The sequence below is a fragment of the Streptomyces sudanensis genome (assembly GCF_023614315.1).
In the GTDB taxonomy this organism is placed as follows: Bacteria; Actinomycetota; Actinomycetes; order Streptomycetales; family Streptomycetaceae; genus Streptomyces; species Streptomyces sudanensis.
Map to the genome: position 1 here is coordinate 1212220 of NZ_CP095474.1, position 16117 is coordinate 1228336.

Annotated in this window: 16 protein-coding genes and 2 pseudogenes; 4 read left to right on the plus strand and 14 right to left on the minus strand. The window is 71.5% G+C overall.

Annotated elements, in window-relative coordinates; all coding sequences use genetic code 11:
- Nucleotide 1 precedes the first annotated feature (1 nt).
- The 12 genes and pseudogenes from nuoK to MW084_RS05565 all read right to left on the minus strand — a co-directional run bounded on the left by nuoK (nucleotide 2) and on the right by MW084_RS05565 (nucleotide 10862).
- Nucleotides 2–301 carry an NADH-quinone oxidoreductase subunit NuoK gene (gene nuoK, locus MW084_RS05510; RefSeq protein ID WP_010470892.1) on the minus strand — a complete coding sequence of 100 codons (300 nt, stop codon included), beginning with the start codon at nucleotides 299–301 and terminating at the stop codon, nucleotides 2–4.
- A complete protein-coding gene (locus MW084_RS05515) occupies nucleotides 298–1125 on the minus strand; it encodes an NADH-quinone oxidoreductase subunit J (RefSeq protein WP_010470891.1) in 828 nt (275 codons plus the stop codon). The genes nuoK and MW084_RS05515 overlap by 4 nt, the downstream gene beginning before the upstream one ends.
- Nucleotides 1122–1775: an NADH-quinone oxidoreductase subunit NuoI gene (gene nuoI / locus MW084_RS05520; protein ID WP_010470889.1), complete on the minus strand. Its 654-nt coding sequence runs from the start codon at nucleotides 1773–1775 to the stop codon at nucleotides 1122–1124. The genes MW084_RS05515 and nuoI overlap by 4 nt, the downstream gene beginning before the upstream one ends.
- Nucleotides 1765–3132, minus strand: a complete 1368-nt coding sequence (nuoH, locus tag MW084_RS05525) for an NADH-quinone oxidoreductase subunit NuoH (protein WP_010470888.1) — start codon at nucleotides 3130–3132, stop codon at nucleotides 1765–1767. The genes nuoI and nuoH overlap by 11 nt, the downstream gene beginning before the upstream one ends.
- Nucleotides 3129–4111 (minus strand): annotated as a pseudogene (locus tag MW084_RS05530) (molybdopterin-dependent oxidoreductase); the annotation flags it as partial. The pseudogene MW084_RS05530 and the gene nuoH, both read right to left, overlap by 4 nt.
- Before the next feature lies 1 nt (nucleotide 4112).
- Nucleotides 4113–5658, minus strand: a pseudogene (locus tag MW084_RS05535) (NADH-quinone oxidoreductase subunit G); the annotation flags it as partial.
- Complete coding sequence (nuoF, locus tag MW084_RS05540; protein WP_010470886.1) at nucleotides 5655–7004, minus strand: NADH-quinone oxidoreductase subunit NuoF; 1350 nt, start codon at nucleotides 7002–7004, stop codon at nucleotides 5655–5657. The pseudogene MW084_RS05535 and the gene nuoF, both read right to left, overlap by 4 nt.
- Nucleotides 7001–7831 carry an NADH-quinone oxidoreductase subunit NuoE gene (gene nuoE / locus MW084_RS05545; RefSeq protein ID WP_276552045.1) on the minus strand — a complete coding sequence of 277 codons (831 nt, stop codon included), beginning with the start codon at nucleotides 7829–7831 and terminating at the stop codon, nucleotides 7001–7003. The genes nuoF and nuoE overlap by 4 nt, the downstream gene beginning before the upstream one ends.
- Before the next feature lie 26 nt (nucleotides 7832–7857).
- A complete protein-coding gene (locus MW084_RS05550) occupies nucleotides 7858–9198 on the minus strand; it encodes an NADH-quinone oxidoreductase subunit D (RefSeq protein WP_010470884.1) in 1341 nt (446 codons plus the stop codon).
- Nucleotides 9195–9932 (minus strand): NADH-quinone oxidoreductase subunit C, encoded by a 738-nt coding sequence (locus MW084_RS05555; RefSeq protein ID WP_010470883.1) that lies wholly within the window; start codon nucleotides 9930–9932, stop codon nucleotides 9195–9197. Before MW084_RS05555 ends, MW084_RS05550 begins: the two co-directional genes overlap by 4 nt.
- On the minus strand, nucleotides 9929–10483 hold the full coding sequence (locus tag MW084_RS05560; RefSeq protein WP_010470882.1) for a NuoB/complex I 20 kDa subunit family protein: 555 nt from the start codon (nucleotides 10481–10483) through the stop codon (nucleotides 9929–9931). Before MW084_RS05560 ends, MW084_RS05555 begins: the two co-directional genes overlap by 4 nt.
- A 19-nt stretch (nucleotides 10484–10502) precedes the next feature.
- A complete protein-coding gene (locus MW084_RS05565) occupies nucleotides 10503–10862 on the minus strand; it encodes an NADH-quinone oxidoreductase subunit A (protein ID WP_010470881.1) in 360 nt (119 codons plus the stop codon).
- 717 nt (nucleotides 10863–11579) lie between these two features.
- Between MW084_RS05565 and MW084_RS05570 the strand changes: the two genes are divergently transcribed.
- Entirely contained in the window at nucleotides 11580–12434 is an 855-nt protein-coding gene (locus tag MW084_RS05570; RefSeq protein ID WP_010470879.1) for a C40 family peptidase, read from the plus strand.
- Between the two features lie 225 nt (nucleotides 12435–12659).
- On the opposite strand, the gene MW084_RS05575 is transcribed toward MW084_RS05570, so the two are convergent.
- Complete coding sequence (locus tag MW084_RS05575; RefSeq protein WP_010470877.1) at nucleotides 12660–13097, minus strand: ATP-binding protein; 438 nt, start codon at nucleotides 13095–13097, stop codon at nucleotides 12660–12662.
- Between the two features lie 245 nt (nucleotides 13098–13342).
- On the opposite strand from MW084_RS05575, the gene MW084_RS05580 reads away from it, so the two are divergent.
- The 3 genes from MW084_RS05580 (at nucleotide 13343) to MW084_RS05590 (ending at nucleotide 15679) form a co-directional block, all read left to right on the plus strand.
- Entirely contained in the window at nucleotides 13343–14194 is an 852-nt protein-coding gene (locus tag MW084_RS05580) for a Scr1 family TA system antitoxin-like transcriptional regulator (RefSeq protein ID WP_010470874.1), read from the plus strand.
- A gap of 13 nt (nucleotides 14195–14207) precedes the next feature.
- The gene (locus tag MW084_RS05585) at nucleotides 14208–14402 is read left to right on the plus strand and encodes a DUF397 domain-containing protein (protein ID WP_010470872.1); all 195 of its coding nucleotides are present in this window, start codon (nucleotides 14208–14210) and stop codon (nucleotides 14400–14402) included.
- 443 nt (nucleotides 14403–14845) lie between these two features.
- Nucleotides 14846–15679, plus strand: a complete 834-nt coding sequence (locus MW084_RS05590; protein ID WP_010470868.1) for an NAD(P)H-binding protein — start codon at nucleotides 14846–14848, stop codon at nucleotides 15677–15679.
- Nucleotides 15680–15865: 186 nt separating this feature from the next.
- On the opposite strand, the gene MW084_RS05595 is transcribed toward MW084_RS05590, so the two are convergent.
- Complete coding sequence (locus tag MW084_RS05595; RefSeq protein ID WP_158684325.1) at nucleotides 15866–16033, minus strand: hypothetical protein; 168 nt, start codon at nucleotides 16031–16033, stop codon at nucleotides 15866–15868.
- Nucleotides 16034–16117 lie beyond the last annotated feature (84 nt).

Here is a 16117-nt window from a genome sequence, read left to right on the forward strand (position 1 = left end):
TTCACAGCTTCATCAGGCTGGCGTCGTCGACCGAGGCCGAGTGGCGGGCCCGGAACAGGGACACGATGATCGCCAGCCCGACCACGACCTCCGCGGCGGCGACGACCATCGTGAAGAAGGCGATGACCTGGCCGTCGAGGTTGCCGTGCATCCGGGAGAACGCGACCAGGGCCAGGTTGCAGGCGTTGAGCATCAGCTCCACGCACATGAACAGGATGATCGCGTTGCGCCTGACGAGCACCCCGGCCGCGCCGATGGTGAACAACAGGGCGGCGAGATACAGGTAGTTGACGGGATTCACTTGGCCGCCTCCTCTCCGTCCCGCCGGCGGCCCAGCCGCTCCTCGGCGCGCTGCTCCAGCGCCCGCAGGTCCTCCAGGGCCCGCGCCGAGACGTCGCGGACCTGGCCGCGCGCCCGCAGCGTGCGGTTCACGGTCAGCTCGGACGGGGTGCCGTCCGGCAGCAGGCCGGCGATGTCCACGGCGTTGTGCCGGGCGTACACGCCGGGTGCCGGCAGCGGCGGGAGCTGCGTGCCCTCGCGGACCCGCCGCTCCGACAGCTCCCGCTGCGTACGGGCCCGCTCGGTGCGCTCCCGGTGCGTCAGCACCATCGCGCCGACGGTGGCCGTGATGAGCAGCGCGCCCGTGATCTCGAAGGCGAAGACGTACCGGGTGAACAGCAGCGTCGCCAGGCCCTCGACGTTCCCGCCGGCGTTCGCCGCGCCCAGGCCCTCGAAGGTGTCCAGCGAGGCCCGGCCGATGCCGGCGGTCATCAGGGTGCCGAAGCCCAGCGCGCACAGCAGGGCCAGCCACCGCTGCCCCTTGATGGTCTCCTTCAGGGAGTCGGCGGCGGTCACGCCGACGAGCATCACCACGAAGAGGAAGAGCATCATGATCGCGCCCGTGTAGACGACGACCTGCACCACGCCCAGGAAGTACGCGCCGTTGGCGAGGTAGAAGACGGCCAGCACGACCATCGTCCCGGCCAGGCACAGCGCGCTGTGGACGGCCTTGCGCATCAGTACGGTGCACAGCGCGCCGATCACCGCGACCGTGCCGAGCACCCAGAACTGCACGGCCTCACCGGTCGAGGTGGTGTACGCGGCGGCCAGCGTGTTCGCGGTCATGCCCCGGCCACCTCCTCGGACGCGGGCTCGTTCCCGCCGAAGTCGGAGGCGGCCTCCTGCGGGGGCTGCTCGCCCCTGCTCCGCGCCACCTGGCGGACCGTGCCCGGCGCCGCCTCGTGGACCAGGCCCCGGTAGTAGTCCTGCTCGTCCATCCCGGGGTGGATGGCGTGGGGCGTGTCGACCATGCCCTCCCGCAGGCCCGCGAGGAGCTGCTCCTTGGTGTAGATGAGGTTCTCGCGGGAGCCGTCGGCGAGTTCGAACTCGTTGGTCATCGTCAGCGCCCGCGTCGGGCACGCCTCGATGCACAGCCCGCACAGGATGCAGCGGGCGTAGTTGATCTGGTAGACGCGGCCGTACCGTTCGCCGGGCGAGTACCGCTCCTCGTCGGTGTTGTCCGCGCCCTCCACGTAGATGGCGTCGGCGGGGCACGCCCAGGCGCACAGTTCGCAGCCGACGCACTTCTCCAGCCCGTCCGGATGGCGGTTGAGCTGGTGCCTGCCGTGGAAGCGGGGCGCCGTCGTCTTGGGCTGCTCCGGGTACTGCTCGGTCAGCCGCTTCTTGAACATGGCCTTGAAGGTCACGCCGAAGCCGGCCGCCGGGTTCTGGAAGGGGGTCCTCGGGGTGTCCCCCCGGGGCGACTCAGTGGGCACCGTCCGTCTCCTTTCCGTCACTCGCAGTATCCGCCGGGCCACTGACAACGAGCTCGCGCTCGCCGCGCGGCCGTCGCCTCGGTACCGGCGGCAGGGTCTGCCCGGGCAGCGGCGGCACCGGGAACCCGCCGGCCATCGGATCGAACTCGCCGGCCGCGGCGCCCTTCCCGGGCTCCTCGCCGGCCTTCGCCCTCCGGTCGCGGAACATGTCGGCGACGAAGGACACCAGCAGCACGCCCAGCACCGCGGCGGCGACGTACAGCACGATCGACTGGAACTCGACGTTCGCGTTGCGCAGGGCGCGCACGGTGGCGACGAGCATCAGCCACACGACCGAGACGGGGATGAGGACCTTCCAGCCGAGCTTCATCAACTGGTCGTAGCGGACGCGGGGCAGCGTGCCGCGCAGCCAGACGAAGAGGAACAGCAGGGCCACGACCTTGGCGACGAACCAGAGCATCGGCCACCAGCCGTGGTTGGCGCCCTCCCAGAACGTCGAGACCGGGTACGGGGCGCGCCAGCCGCCGAGGAAGAGCGTGACCGAGACGACCGAGACGGTGACCATGTTGATGTACTCGGCCAGCATGAACATCGCGAACTTGATGGAGCTGTACTCGGTGTTGAAGCCGCCGACCAGGTCGCCCTCGGACTCCGGCATGTCGAACGGCGCCCGGTTGGTCTCGCCGACCATCGTCACCAGGTAGATCAGGAACGACACCGGCAGCAGCACCACGAACCAGCGGTCCGCCTGCGCCTCCACGATCGCCGAGGTCGACATGGACCCGGAGTAGAGGAAGACCGAGGCGAAGGCCGCGCCCATCGCGATCTCGTACGAGATCATCTGCGCGCACGCGCGGAGCCCGCCGAGCAGCGGGTACGTCGAGCCGGACGACCAGCCGGCGAGGACGATGCCGTAGATGCCGACGGAGGCGACCGCGAGGATGTACAGCATCGCGATCGGCAGGTCGGTGAGCTGCATCGTGGTGCGGTGGCCGAGGATCGAGACCTCGTTGCCCGCCGGGCCGAAGGGGATCACCGCGATCGCCATGAACGCGGGGGCGGCGGCGACGATCGGGGCGAGGACGTAGACGACCCGGTCCGCCCGTTTGACGACGACGTCCTCCTTCAGCATCAGCTTGACGCCGTCCGCGAGGGACTGCAGGAGGCCCCAGGGGCCGTGCCGGTTGGGGCCGACGCGCAGCTGCATCCACGCGACGACCTTGCGCTCCATCACGATGGAGATCAGCACGGTGAGCATGAGGAAGGCGAAGCAGAAGACCGCCTTGACCACCACGAGCCACCAGGGGTCGCGGCCGAACATCGAGAGGTCCTCGGCCGCGAGGAGGGCCGGGTTCATGCGCGCACCTCCGACGGCTGCGTCGAGTCCGGTGAGGAGGGGGCCGCCGGGGCGATGCGGACCAGGCGGCCGGGGGCGGTGCCCAGGTCGGACAGGACGCCGCCGCCCGTCGAGCGGAGCGGCAGCCACACCACCCGGTCGGGCATCGGCGTCACCCGCAGCGGCAGCGTCACGGACCCGGCCGGGCCGGTCACCCGGAGCAGGCCGCCGTCCTCGACGCCGGTCTCCGCGGCCGTCGCGGGCGACAGGCGGGCGGGCGCGGCGTGCCGGGTGCCGGCGAGCGCCTCGTCGCCCTCCTGGAGGAGGCCCAGGTCGAGCAGCATCCGGTGGCCGGCCAGGACGGCCTCGCCCTCCCCGGCGCGGGGCAGCGGCAGCCGGGACTCGGCGGGGTCGTCGGCGCGTTCGCCGTCCCAGGCGCCGAGCCGGTCCATCTCGCGCCGCACGGCCCGCAGGCCCGGCAGGCCGAGGCGGTGGTGCCCGGGGGCGTCCCCGGCGTCGGCCACCGCGTCCGCGAGCATGTCCAGGACGCGCGCGTCGCCCGGCGGCAGCGCGCCCGTCGCGTGCTGGGGCTTCAGCGCCGCCTCGAACATCCGGACCCGTCCCTCCCAGTTGAGGAAGGTGCCGGCCTTCTCGGCGACCGCCGCGACCGGGAGGACCACGTCGGCCCGTTCGGTGACCTCGCCGGGCCGCAGTTCCAGCGACACGACGAACGCCGCGTCCAGCGCCTCGCGGGCGCGGTGCGGGTCCGGCAGGTCCGCCACGTCGACGCCGCCGACGAGCAGCGCGGCCAGTTCGCCGGTCGCGGCGGCCTCCAGCATCCGGCCGGTGTCGCGGCCGGGGCGGTGCGGCAGGTCCCGTACGCCCCACGCCGCCGCGACCTCCTCGCGGGCGCGCGGGTCGGTGGCGGGGCGCCCGCCGGGCAGCAGCGCCGGGAGGGCGCCCGCCCAGACCGCGCCCGGCTCGCCGGCCCGGCCTCGACNCCCACGCGAGGCGGGCGCCGGTGGCGGTGGCGGCGCGGGCGGCGGCGGTCAGCGCGCCCGGGACGGCGGCGAGGCGCTCGCCGACGAGGAGGACGGCGCCCTCCTCGCGCAGGGCCCGCGCCGCCGCGGCGCCCGGCTCGTCGAGGCCGGTGCCGGCCGCGAGGGCGTCCAGCCACTCGGTCTCCGTGCCGGGCGCGGCGGCCAGCAGCGTGCCGCCCGCCTTCTCCAGGCCGCGGGTGGCGTACGGGGCGACGGCGTACGTGCGCTGCCCGTGCCGGCGCCACGCCTTGCGCAGCCGCAGGAAGACGCCGGGCGCCTCCTCCTCGGCCTCCAGGCCGGCGAGGAGCACGGCGGGCGCCTTCTCCAGCGACCCGTAGGTGACGCCCCGCCCGTCGAGGTCCCGGCCGCGGCCGGCGACCCGGGCGGCCAGGAAGTCGGCCTCCTCGGCGCTGTGCGCACGCGCCCGGAAGTCGACGTCGTTCGTGCCGAGCACCACCCGCGCGAACTTGGCGTACGCGTAGGCGTCCTCCACGGTGAGCCGCCCGCCGGCCAGGACGCCGGTGCGGCCCTGGGCCAGGCCGCGCGCCGCCGCCTGGAGCGCCTCGGGCCAGGACGCGGGGTGCAGCGCCCCGTCGCCGTCGCGCACCAGGGGGGTGGTGAGGCGGTCGCGTGCCTGCGCGTACCGGAACGCGAAGCGCCCCTTGTCGCACAGCCACTCCTCGTTGACCTCCGGGTCGTTCGCGGCGAGCCGCCGCATGACCTTGCCGCGCCGGTGGTCGGTGCGGGTGGCGCAGCCGCTGGCGCAGTGCTCGCACACGGAGGGGCTGGAGACCAGGTCGAAGGGGCGGGAGCGGAACCGGTACGCGGCGGAGGTGAGCGCGCCGACGGGGCAGATCTGGATGGTGTTGCCGGAGAAGTACGACTCGAACGGGTCGCCCTCGCCGGTGCCGACCTGCTGGAGGGCGCCCCGCTCGACCAGCTCGATCATCGGGTCGCCCGCGATCTGGGTGGAGAAGCGGGTGCAGCGGGCGCACAGCACGCACCGCTCGCGGTCGAGGAGGACCTGCGTCGAGAGGGGGACGGGCTTGGCGTAGGTGCGCTTGCGCCCCTCGAAGCGGGAGTCGGCCTGCCCGTGCGACATCGCCTGGTTCTGCAGCGGGCACTCGCCGCCCTTGTCGCAGACGGGGCAGTCCAGGGGGTGGTTGATGAGCAGCAGCTCCATCACCCCGACCTGGGCCTTCTCCGCGACCTTCGAGGTGAGGTGGGTCTTCACCACCATCCCGTCGGTGCAGGTGATCGTGCAGGAGGCCATGGGCTTGCGCTGCCCCTCGACCTCGACGATGCACTGGCGGCAGGCGCCGGCCGGGTCGAGGAGGGGGTGGTCGCAGAACCGGGGGATCTCGATGCCGACCTGTTCGGCGGCCCGGATGACCAGCGTCCCCTTGGGGACGGACACCTCGATGCCGTCGATGGTCAGGGTGACCAGGTCCTCCGGGGGCACCGGGGCCGCCCCGCCGCCGGCGGGGTTCGATGCCACGACGGTCATGCCGTCACCTCCACGTGGTTGTCCGCCCAGGCGGTCGACCGGGCCGGGTCGAAGGGGCAGCCCGAGCCGTTGATGTGCTCCTCGTACTCCTCGCGGAAGTACTTCAGGGAGGAGAAGATCGGCGAGGCGGCGCCGTCGCCGAGGGCGCAGAACGACTTGCCGTTGATGTTGTCGGCGATGTCGGCGAGCTTGTCGAGGTCGGACGGCTTGCCCCGGCCGGCCTCGATGTCGCGCATGAGCTGCACCAGCCAGTACGTGCCCTCGCGGCAGGGGGTGCACTTGCCGCAGGACTCGTGCGCGTAGAACTCGGTCCAGCGGGTCACGGCCCGCACGACGCAGGTCGTCTCGTCGAAGCACTGGAGCGCCTTGGTGCCGAGCATGGACCCGGCGGCGCCGACGCCCTCGTAGTCGAGGGGCACGTCGAGGTGCTCGTCGGTGAACATCGGCGTGGACGAGCCGCCCGGCGTCCAGAACTTGAGCCGGTGGCCGGGCCGCATGCCGCCGCTCATGTCGAGGAGCTGGCGCAGGGTGATGCCGAGCGGGGCCTCGTACTGGCCGGGGGAGGCGACGTGCCCGCTCAGCGAGTACAGCGTGAAGCCGGGGGACTTCTCGCTGCCCATCGACCGGAACCACTCCTTGCCCCGGTGGAGGATGGCGGGGACCGACGCGATGGACTCGACGTTGTTGACGACGGTGGGGCAGGCGTACAGGCCGGCGACGGCGGGGAAGGGCGGGCGCAGCCGGGGCTGGCCGCGGCGGCCCTCCAGCGAGTCGAGCAGGGCGGTCTCCTCGCCGCAGATGTACGCGCCGGCACCGGCGTGCACGGTGACGTCCACGTCCAGCCCGCTGCCGAGGACGTCCCGGCCGAGGTAGCCCGCCTCGTACGCCTCGCGGACGGCCTCGTGGAGGCGGCGCAGGACGGGGACGACCTCGCCGCGCAGGTAGACGAAGGCGTGCGAGGACCTGATCGCGTGGCAGGCGATCACGATGCCCTCGATGAGGGAGTGCGGGTTGGCGAAGAGGAGGGGGATGTCCTTGCAGGTGCCGGGCTCCGACTCGTCCGCGTTCACGACGAGGTAGTGCGGCTTGCCGTCGCCCTGCGGGATGAACTGCCACTTCATCCCGGTGGGGAAGCCCGCGCCGCCCCGGCCGCGCAGGCCGGAGTCCTTGACGTACGCGATGACGTCGTCGGGGGCCATGGCGAGGGCCTTGCGCAGCCCCTCGTACCCGTCGTGGCGCCGGTAGGTGTCCAGGGTCCAGGAGCGGGGTTCGTCCCAGAAGGCCGACAGGACCGGTGAGAGGAGCTTCTCCGGACTGGTCTCCCCGATGGCGGGTGCCACGGTCATCCCTCCCCCTCCTCACCGACCGGGCCCGCCGGGTGGTCCGGGTCGGACGCGGAGGTCTGTTGCGGTGCGTCGTGCGAACTGGGGTGGCCGGCTCCCGGTGCGGGGCCCCGGCCGCGGCGGCCCTCCTCGGCCGTCCCGCCGCGCGGGTGGACGACGCGGGGCGGGGCGGTCTCGCCCTTGGCGAGCTTCAGGCCGACCAGGGAGGCCGGTCCGGCGCCGCCGCCGGCCTCGACCGCGCCGGGGCGCGGGTCGGGGAAGCCGGCGAGGATGCGGGCGGTCTCCCGGAACGTGCACAGGGGCGCGCCGCGGGTCGGGGTGACGGGCCGGCCGGCGCGCAGGTCGTCGACGAGGCGCTTGGCGCTCTCGGGCGTCTGGTCGTCGAAGAACTCCCAGTTGACCATCACGACGGGCGCGAAGTCGCAGGCCGCGTTGCACTCGATGTGTTCGAGGGTGACCTTGCCGTCGTCGGTGGTCTCCTGGTTCCCGACGCCGAGGTGCGCCTGGAGCTCCTCGAAGATCGCGTCGCCGCCCATGACGGCGCACAGCGTGTTGGTGCAGACGCCGACCTGGTAGTCGCCGCCCGGCCGGCGCCGGTACATCGAGTAGAAGGTGGCGACGGCGGTGACCTCGGCGGTGGTCAGTCCCAGCACCTCGGCGCAGAAGCGCATCCCGGTGCGGGTGACGTGGCCCTCCTCGGCCTGCACGAGGTGCAGCAGCGGCAGCAGCGCGGAGCGGGAGTCGGGGTAGCGGGCGATCACCTCCCGGGCGTCCGCTTCGAGCCGGGCGCGCACGTCGGCGGGGTAGTCGGGGGCGGGGAGCTCGGGCATGCCGAGACTCGTCGCGGTCGCGTCGGTCACCGGTCGACGCCTCCCATCACGGGGTCGATGGACGCGACGGCGACGATGACGTCGGCGACCTGGCCGCCTTCGCACATCGCCGCCACGGCCTGGAGGTTGGTGAAGGACGGGTCGCGGAAGTGGACCCGGTACGGGCGGGTGCCGCCGTCGGAGACGACGTGCGCGCCGAGCTCGCCCTTGGGGGACTCCACGGCGGCGTACGCCTGCCCCGGGGGGACCCGGAAGCCCTCGGTGACCAGCTTGAAGTGGTGGATCAGGGCCTCCATGGAGGTGCCCATGATCTTCTTGATGTGGTCGAGGGAGTTGCCGAGGCCGTCCGGTCCGAGGGCGAGCTGGGCGGGCCAGGCGATCTTCTTGTCGGCGACCATGACCGGGCCGGGGGCGAGCCGGTCGAGGCACTGCTCGACGATGCGCAGCGACTGCCGCATCTCCTCCAGCCGGATCAGGAACCGGCCGTAGGCGTCGCAGGTGTCGGCGGTCGGCACGTCGAAGTCGTACGTCTCGTAGCCGCAGTACGGCTCCGCGCGGCGCAGGTCGTGCGGGAGGCCGGTGGAGCGCAGGATCGGCCCGGTGACGCCGAGGGCCGTGCAGCCGGCGAGGTCCAGGTAGCCGATGTCCTGCATGCGGGCCTTGAAGATGGGGTTGCCGGTGGCGAGCTTGTCGTACTCCGGCAGGTTCTTGCGCATGGTCCTGACGAACTCGCGGATCTGCTCGACGGCGCCGGGCGGCAGGTCCTGGGCGAGGCCGCCGGGGCGGATGTACGCGTGGTTCATGCGCAGGCCGGTGATCAGCTCGTAGAGGTCCAGGATCATCTCGCGGTCCCGGAACCCGTAGATCATGATCGTGGTGGCGCCCAGCTCCATGCCGCCGGTGGCGATGCACACCAGGTGGGAGGAGAGCCGGTTCAGCTCCATGAGCAGGACCCGGATGACGGTGGCGCGGTCGGGGATCTGGTCCTCGATGCCGAGGAGCCTCTCCACGCCGAGGCAGTACGCCGTCTCGTTGAAGAACGGCGTCAGGTAGTCCATGCGCGTGACGAAGGTGGTGCCCTGCGTCCAGTTCCGGTACTCGAGGTTCTTCTCGATGCCGGTGTGGAGGTAGCCGATGCCGCAGCGGGCCTCGGTGACGGTCTCGCCGTCGATCTCCAGGATGAGCCGCAGCACGCCGTGGGTGGAGGGGTGCTGGGGGCCCATGTTGACGACGATCCGCTCGTCGTCGGCCGCGGCCGCGGACCGGGCGACCTCGTCCCAGTCGCCGCCGGTGACGGTGTAGACGGTGCCCTCGGTCGTCTCGCGGGGCTCGGCCGCGTCGGAGAGGGGGGCGTGTGGACTGGTCACGAGTACGACCTCCGCTGGTCCGGAGCCGGGATCCGGGCGCCCTTGTACTCGACGGGGATGCCGCCGAGGGGGTAGTCCTTGCGTTGGGGGAAGCCCTGCCAGTCGTCCGGCATCATGATCCGGGTGAGGGCGGGGTGGCCGTCGAAGACCAGCCCGAAGAAGTCGTACGTCTCGCGTTCGTGCCAGTCGTTGGTCGGGTACACGGAGACGAGCGACGGGACGTGCGGGTCGCCGTCGGGCACGCCGACCTCCAGGCGCAGGCGCCGCCCGTGGGTGAGCGAGCGCAGGTGGTACACCGCGTGCAGTTCGCGGCCCTTGTCGCCCGGGTAGTGGACGCCGCTGACGCCGAGGCACATCTCGAAGCGGAGGGCGGGGTCGTCGCGCAGGGTGCGGGCGACGCGGACCAGGTGCTCGCGCGCGATGTGGAAGGTCAGCTCGCCCCGGTCGACCACCGTCTTCTCGATGGCGTTCTCCGGGACGATCCCCTGCTCCTCCAGGGCGCCCTCCAGTTCGTCGGCGACCTCGTCGAAGTAGCCGCCGTAGGGCCGGGTGGCCGGGCCGGGGAGGCGGATCGGGCGGACGAGGCCGCCGTAGCCGGAGGTGTCCTGGCCGTCGGCGGCCCCGAACATGCCGCGCTGGACGCGGATCTCCTCGCCGTGGTCGCCGCGCCGGCCGGGGAGGTTCTGCGCGCCGATCTCCCTGTCGGGGTTCGGCCCGCTCGGCTGGTCGGTCATCGGAGCAGCCCCTTCATCTCGATCGTCGGGAGGGCCTTGAGCGCCGCCTCCTCCGCCTCGCGGGCCGCTTCGCGCGCGTTGACGCCGAGCTTGGACGTCCGGATCTTGTCGTGGAGCTTGAGGATCGCGTCCAGCAGCATCTCGGGGCGGGGCGGGCAGCCGGGCAGGTAGATGTCGACCGGTACGACGTGGTCGACGCCCTGCACGATCGCGTAGTTGTTGAACATGCCTCCGGAGGAGGCGCAGACGCCCATGGAGATCACCCACTTCGGGTCGGGCATCTGGTCGTAGACCTGGCGCAGGACCGGGGCCATCTTCTGGCTGACCCGGCCGGCCACGATCATCAGGTCGGCCTGGCGCGGGGAGCCGCGGAAGACCTCCATCCCGAACCGGGCCAGGTCGTACCGCCCGGCGCCGGTGGTCATCATCTCGATGGCGCAGCAGGCGAGGCCGAAGGTCGCGGGGAAGAGGGACGACTTGCGCACCCATCCCACGGCCTGCTCGACCGTCGTCAGCAGGAATCCGCTCGGCAGCTTCTCTTCGAGTCCCATGACTGTGCCCTTCAGCCCCTCAGTCCCATTCCAGACCGCCGCGCCGCCACACGTAGGCGTAGGCGACGAAGACCGTGAGCACGAAGAGGAGCATCTCCACGAGCCCGAAAAGCCCCAGGGCGTCGAAGGTGACGGCCCAGGGGTAGAGGAAGACGATCTCGATGTCGAAGACGATGAAGAGCATCGCCGTCAGGTAGTACTTGATCGGGAAGCGGCCGCCTCCGGCCGGCGTCGGGGTCGGCTCGATGCCGCACTCGTACGCCTCGAGCTTCGCCCGGTTGTACTTCCTCGGGCCGATGAGCGTGGCCATCACCACGGAGAAGATCGCAAACGCTGCCCCGAGGGCGCCGAGCACGAGGATGGGCGTGTACGCATTCACGCTCCTCGCTCCTTCCAGTCGTCCTTGACCGTTGGACCGCGACGGGCGTCCGCTCCCCGCCTCGGAGGGGTTCCGGGGGGTCTGGGGACCCCCCGGAAGATCGCTTCTATGTGAGGCAGTTCACAAGCCCGACTGCAACGCATCCTATGCCCGTCGTTCTGTGATCTGCGACACGGGGTACGGCAACGACTTTGTGATCTACGCCACCTGTCGAACGATCATCAAGCCGGATGAACGTCGATCTTCACACCACGGGTGACGAACTAGCCACGATATGTGACAACCCCATCGGTTTCCGCTGGTCGGAGCGGGCTTGCACTATCAAATTCTGGCCACTACAGGCAAATTCGACTGCGAGAAAGTTAAGTGATAAAGGAACTTGCCTCACTTGCGCGGGGCCCGGGGGCGCAGGCGGCCACCCCGCCCACACGGGGGTGCCGACCGCGAGCGGCGACCTCCCGGACGTGACCTGCGCCACTCGCCGCAGGCCGCCGGAAAAGAGGGATTGGCCAACGGCATCAACCGGTGGTAGGTCAAGGGCAATTCGGGCGTTTCGCGGAAAACCCATGATCACGGGCATGATCACGGAGGCCCGAAATGTCCGTTACGGCGTCAGTAAAGAACCCTGGGAACCGGATTCGGCGCCCCGTCGGGGCAACTGTGGCGCAACACACGCCCCTTGAAGGACAAGGGTCCGGCCTGATAGCGGTTGTCCTCATGTCCCACACCGCTCACATACCCAGCCACCGGAAGCCGCGCCGCAGCTCCTCGAAGCTCGCGCTGCGTGCCGGAGTCGCCGGCGGCGTCCTCAGCACCATCGCGGTGGCCGCGTCGCCGGCCCAGGCCGAGCCGGTGACCGAGACCCTCGAAATGCCCGCGCTCACCGACATGGACCTCTCGGGCGCGCTGTCCACCGCCGTCGCCGCCTCCGCCGAGGCGACCGAGCAGGACGCCCTCGCCCAGGACCTGCGGGCGCAGGAGGACGCGGCGGCCACCAAGGCCGCGAAGGACGCCAAGCGGGCCAAGGCCGAGGCGGAGCGCAAGGCCGAGGCCGAGCGCAAGGCGAAGGAGGCCGAGGAGAAGGCCCGCGCCGAGGCCCGGGAGCGCGCCTCCCGCGACGCCGCCGAGCGCACCTCGCTGTCCACGCAGTCCCACGGCGACGACAACGACGGCGGCGGCTCGCAGGCCGACACCCCGTCGGTGAGCGCCCCGGCGAGCGGTTCGGCCGCCGCCATCGTCGCCTTCGCCCGCGCGCAGGTCGGCGACGCGTACGTCATGGGCGCCACCGGCCCCAACGCCTGGGACTGCTCCGGCCTCGTCCAGGCCGCCTACCGCCAGGCGGGCATCGACCTGCCGCGCGTCTCCGGCTCCCAGTCGAGCATGGGCACCTCCGTCTCCCTGGGCGACCTCCAGCCGGGCGACATCCTCTACTGGGGCAGCCGCAGCGGCTCGTACCACGTCGCCGTGTACGTCGGCGGCGGCATGTACGTCGGCGCGCAGAACCCCAGCACCGGCGTCGTCGAGCGCTCCCTGGACTGGGACCGGCCCTCCGGCGCCGTCCGCATCCTCTGACGCGCCCGCACCGCGCCCGAAGGGCCGCCGCTCCCCCCGCCCGGGTGGGAGCGGCGGCCCTCGCCGTTCGTGGGGGGGACCGTTTGCCCCTCCCCCGGCACGAGTCCGGCGACAGGGCCCGTGTGATCGACAGGACGAACAGCAAGGCACTCACGACAAGGGCCGACACCCCCGGGACGCACGGTCGTCGGACATCACGCGACGACGCTCCCCTCGGGGCTCCCCTCATGACCCCTCGTGGTCGACGAGCGTGAAGCAGACCGCTTTCGTACGGCCGTCCAGGACCCGGACGCCCCAGTCCTCGGCGAGGGAGTCGACCAGCAGCAGGCCCCGTCCGTGCTCCTCGCCCGTGTACCGGTCGGAGGTGGCGGGCCGCGGCAACTCGCCGGGCCTGTCGTCGTGCACGAGCACGGTCGTCCGCCGGTCCGCGAGCGCCACCTCGACGGTGATCGACGGGGTGCGGCCGTACCGGTGGGCGTTGGTGACCACCTCGGACGTGCAGAGCCGGGCCGGCTCGACGAGCCGGGGAAGGTTCGCGGTCCGCAGGACCAGGACCACCCAGTCCCGGGCGATCCCCGGCGTGGTCGGCAGGTTCGGGGCCGTGAGCCGGTAGCGCGCACCCCCCGGCGGCGGCTCGGAGAGCAGTAAGGCTGCGGTCCTCATGTCGTCGTCTCCCAACGTGATTTCGTGTTCGCGCCGCCGCCCCACCGTGGCTCGGTCGCCCGGCGCACGACGCCCCGAAGGGCGCACGCCGGCGACTGCACTGCGGGATTACGGGCGTACTGCGCGGTGCCGAGAAGACAGTAGCTTGCCCGTACCACTAGTGATACCTAGTTGGATAAATGGTGTAACGAAGTGGATCCCTGTGGGGACACGGGCCACACTGAAACCCGACAGGAGGGGAACCCATGCCACCCAGGAAGGCCCCGACCGCGCGGCAGCGTCGCCTCGGTTCGGAGCTGCGCAAGCTCAGGGAGCACGCCGGTCTGTCGCTCGTCGAGGCGGGAGCGCTGCTCAGCACCGACCGAACCAGCATCAGCAACACCGAGTCGGGCCGTTTCGGTGTGAGCGCCGACCGCGTGCGCACCTGGGCGAGCCTGTACGGATGCCCGGACGAGAAATACGTCGAGGCGCTCGCGAACATGGCCGAAGAACGCGGAAAGGGATGGTGGGAGGATTACCGGGACGACCTTTCCGCCGGTGCGCTCGACCTGGCCGAACTGGAGCACCACGCCCGTGCGCTCCGCGCCGTACAGATCATGCACATACCCGGCCTGCTCCAGACCGAGGACTACGCCCGGGCCGTTTTCGAGGAAGCCGTTCCGCCGCTCAGCCCGATGGCCCTTCGGCGACGACTCTCGCACCGCCTGAAACGCCGCGACGTACTCGACCGCCCGAACCCGCCGAACTGCATCTTCCTGGTCCACGAAGCCGCACTGCGCATGACCTTCGGCGGCCCCGAGACCACCCGGTCCCAGCTCGACTACCTGCTGGAGCAGTCCGAACGGGACAACGTGACCGTACGCGTCATCCCGTTCCACGTCGGGGGTTTCCCGAACGCCGGAAGCTCGACGCTCTACGCGTACGGGGCGGTGCCCCAACTCGACACCGTGCAGACGGACACACCGCACGGCCCCGCGTTCCTGGACGCGGAGACGCGTCTCGCCAACTACCGTGCCGTCCTCGACCGGACCGAGGAGAAATCACTCGGCCCTGAACGGACGCGCGACTTTATCCGTGAAATCACCCAACAGACATGAAGGCGTGGGAGCAGTGGAAATAAACTGGCAGAAGTCCTCCTACTCGACGGACTCCGAAGGCAACTGTCTGGAACTCGCCGAGCACGGCGGCGAGATACTTATGCGTGAAAGCGACAACCCTGACGTGGTGGTGCGCACGAGCCGCGAGAAGCTGCTCGCCTTCCTCCTGGGCGCCAAGAAGGGCGAGTTCGACCACCTCGTGAACTAGCCCCGCTCCGTAGTACTGATGCCCCCGACCCCGGCGGCCAGGACGATCCGCCGGGTGCGGGCCGGAGTGCGCGCCCTCGCCGCGACCCTCCCCCGGAAGAACGGAACCGCGCGTTCGAGTGGGCCAACAGCGGCGGTCGCCCGCACGCGGTCGCCGCACCGCACCGCCACGAACCGTGCGGCTTCCCGCTCGGCGCCGCCCCGCTCCGGGCGGAGTGGCCGATCCGGCCGCTCCCCCGCTTCCCCGTACCCGATCACCACCTGCTGCCCGTCTCGTCGCAGGGGGCGGTGCCCTCCCTTTCCAGGGGTCGGCACGCGCCGTACGCATGCCCGGCCGAGTACGAACGTGCTCAACCACGAGCGTGACAAGGCTTCTTGACCTGAAGCGTGATCGAGGTCCTAGCGTTTCGCCCACCCGACCGCCTGACGATGGGAAGCACGCTCATGATCCTCGTGACCGGGGCCACCGGAAACACGGGCAGCGCCCTGCTGGAGGAGTTGCACGCATGCGGTGCCGGGCCGCTGAGAGGACTCACCCGCGATACCGCACGGGCCGTCTTCCCCGAGGGGGTCGAGGCCGTGGAGGGCGACTTCACGGAACCCGCGTCGTTGAAGCCGACCCTGGAAGGGGTGCGCTCGCTGTTCCTCGTGTCGCGTCTGGGCCCGGACACCGACGTCCTCGAAGCCGCCCGGCAGGCGGGCGTGGAACACGTCGTGCTGGTGTCCTCCATCACCGTTCAGACCCACCCACACCTCGGCCCCGCCGCTGAGAACCTGGCGGTGGAGCAGCTGCTCAAGGCGACCGGCATGGCCTGGACGATCCTGCGGCCGACACAGTTCGCGTCGAACGCCCTGATGTGGGCGGACGCCATCCGCGCCGGGGAGACCGTTTACGCGCCGTACGCGGACACCGCGCTGCCGACCATCCACCCTGCGGACATCGCGGCGGTGGCGCGTGTGGCGCTGACCGAGCCCGGCCACCGCGGACGTACGTACGCCCTGACCGGCCCGGAGCCGGTGAGCGCCCGGCAGCAGGTCGAGGCCATCGCGGCGGCGCTGGGCCGGGAGGTTCCCTTCGCCGAGGTCAGCCGGCAACAGGCCCGCGCACCCCTGGCCGCGGCCCTCGGGCCGGAGGTCGCGGACGCGGTGCTCGATGTCACCGGTGGAGACGTGAACCACGAGCTGCTGACGGTGCGCGACACGGTCCACCGGGTCACCGGCACACCCGCCCGCCCGTTCCGGCAGTGGGCCGCGGAGAACGCCGACGCCTTCCGCTGAGGCGTCCGGGGTCGGGCCCGTTCAGCCGTACTCGGGTGCGTCTTTCGGCAGTACGCCGACACCGGTTTCCGCGCTGGGCATGCATGCCGGTACGGCCCCTCTCCCGTGGAGTCCGCTGGACGAACGGCTTGTCGTCGATGTCACCGGCGGTTGCCGAGCGTTTCGGACCGTGACCGATCCAGGCCGTCAGCGTCGGCGAAGCAGTACGAGGAAGACGAGGATGGAAACCGCGGCGGCGGCCGTCCAGGCGGTGGGGCCGTCGTCCCAGGCGACCACGGACGCGGCAGTGGTCAGGACCGCGTTGAAGCCTGCGATTCCCAGGGCGGATCCGGCTGTTCGACTGTCGTCGTTCATGTGCGTTCCCTGCTGTGGGCGTTCACCGCTGCGGTCGGAAGCGACCCTAGGAAGGAGATGGGGGCCTCTCAAGTAGCCGCCGGG

What these genes read in the sequence shown, in the direction of transcription:
- MW084_RS05590 (WP_010470868.1), top strand. Translation starts at nt 14,846, where the DNA reads ATGATCCTCGTGACCGGGGCCACCGGAAACACGGGCAGCGCCCTGCTG.
- nuoH (WP_010470888.1), bottom strand. Translation starts at nt 3,132, where the DNA reads ATGAACCCGGCCCTCCTCGCGGCCGAGGACCTCTCGATGTTCGGCCGC.
- MW084_RS05555 (WP_010470883.1), bottom strand. Translation starts at nt 9,932, where the DNA reads ATGACCGACCAGCCGAGCGGGCCGAACCCCGACAGGGAGATCGGCGCG.
- MW084_RS05575 (WP_010470877.1), bottom strand. Translation starts at nt 13,097, where the DNA reads ATGAGGACCGCAGCCTTACTGCTCTCCGAGCCGCCGCCGGGGGGTGCG.
- nuoE (WP_276552045.1), bottom strand. Translation starts at nt 7,831, where the DNA reads ATGCCCGAGCTCCCCGCCCCCGACTACCCCGCCGACGTGCGCGCCCGG.
- MW084_RS05595 (WP_158684325.1), bottom strand. Translation starts at nt 16,033, where the DNA reads ATGAACGACGACAGTCGAACAGCCGGATCCGCCCTGGGAATCGCAGGC.
- MW084_RS05560 (WP_010470882.1), bottom strand. Translation starts at nt 10,483, where the DNA reads ATGGGACTCGAAGAGAAGCTGCCGAGCGGATTCCTGCTGACGACGGTC.
- MW084_RS05570 (WP_010470879.1), top strand. Translation starts at nt 11,580, where the DNA reads ATGTCCCACACCGCTCACATACCCAGCCACCGGAAGCCGCGCCGCAGC.
- MW084_RS05515 (WP_010470891.1), bottom strand. Translation starts at nt 1,125, where the DNA reads ATGACCGCGAACACGCTGGCCGCCGCGTACACCACCTCGACCGGTGAG.
- MW084_RS05580 (WP_010470874.1), top strand. Translation starts at nt 13,343, where the DNA reads ATGCCACCCAGGAAGGCCCCGACCGCGCGGCAGCGTCGCCTCGGTTCG.
- nuoF (WP_010470886.1), bottom strand. Translation starts at nt 7,004, where the DNA reads ATGACCGTGGCACCCGCCATCGGGGAGACCAGTCCGGAGAAGCTCCTC.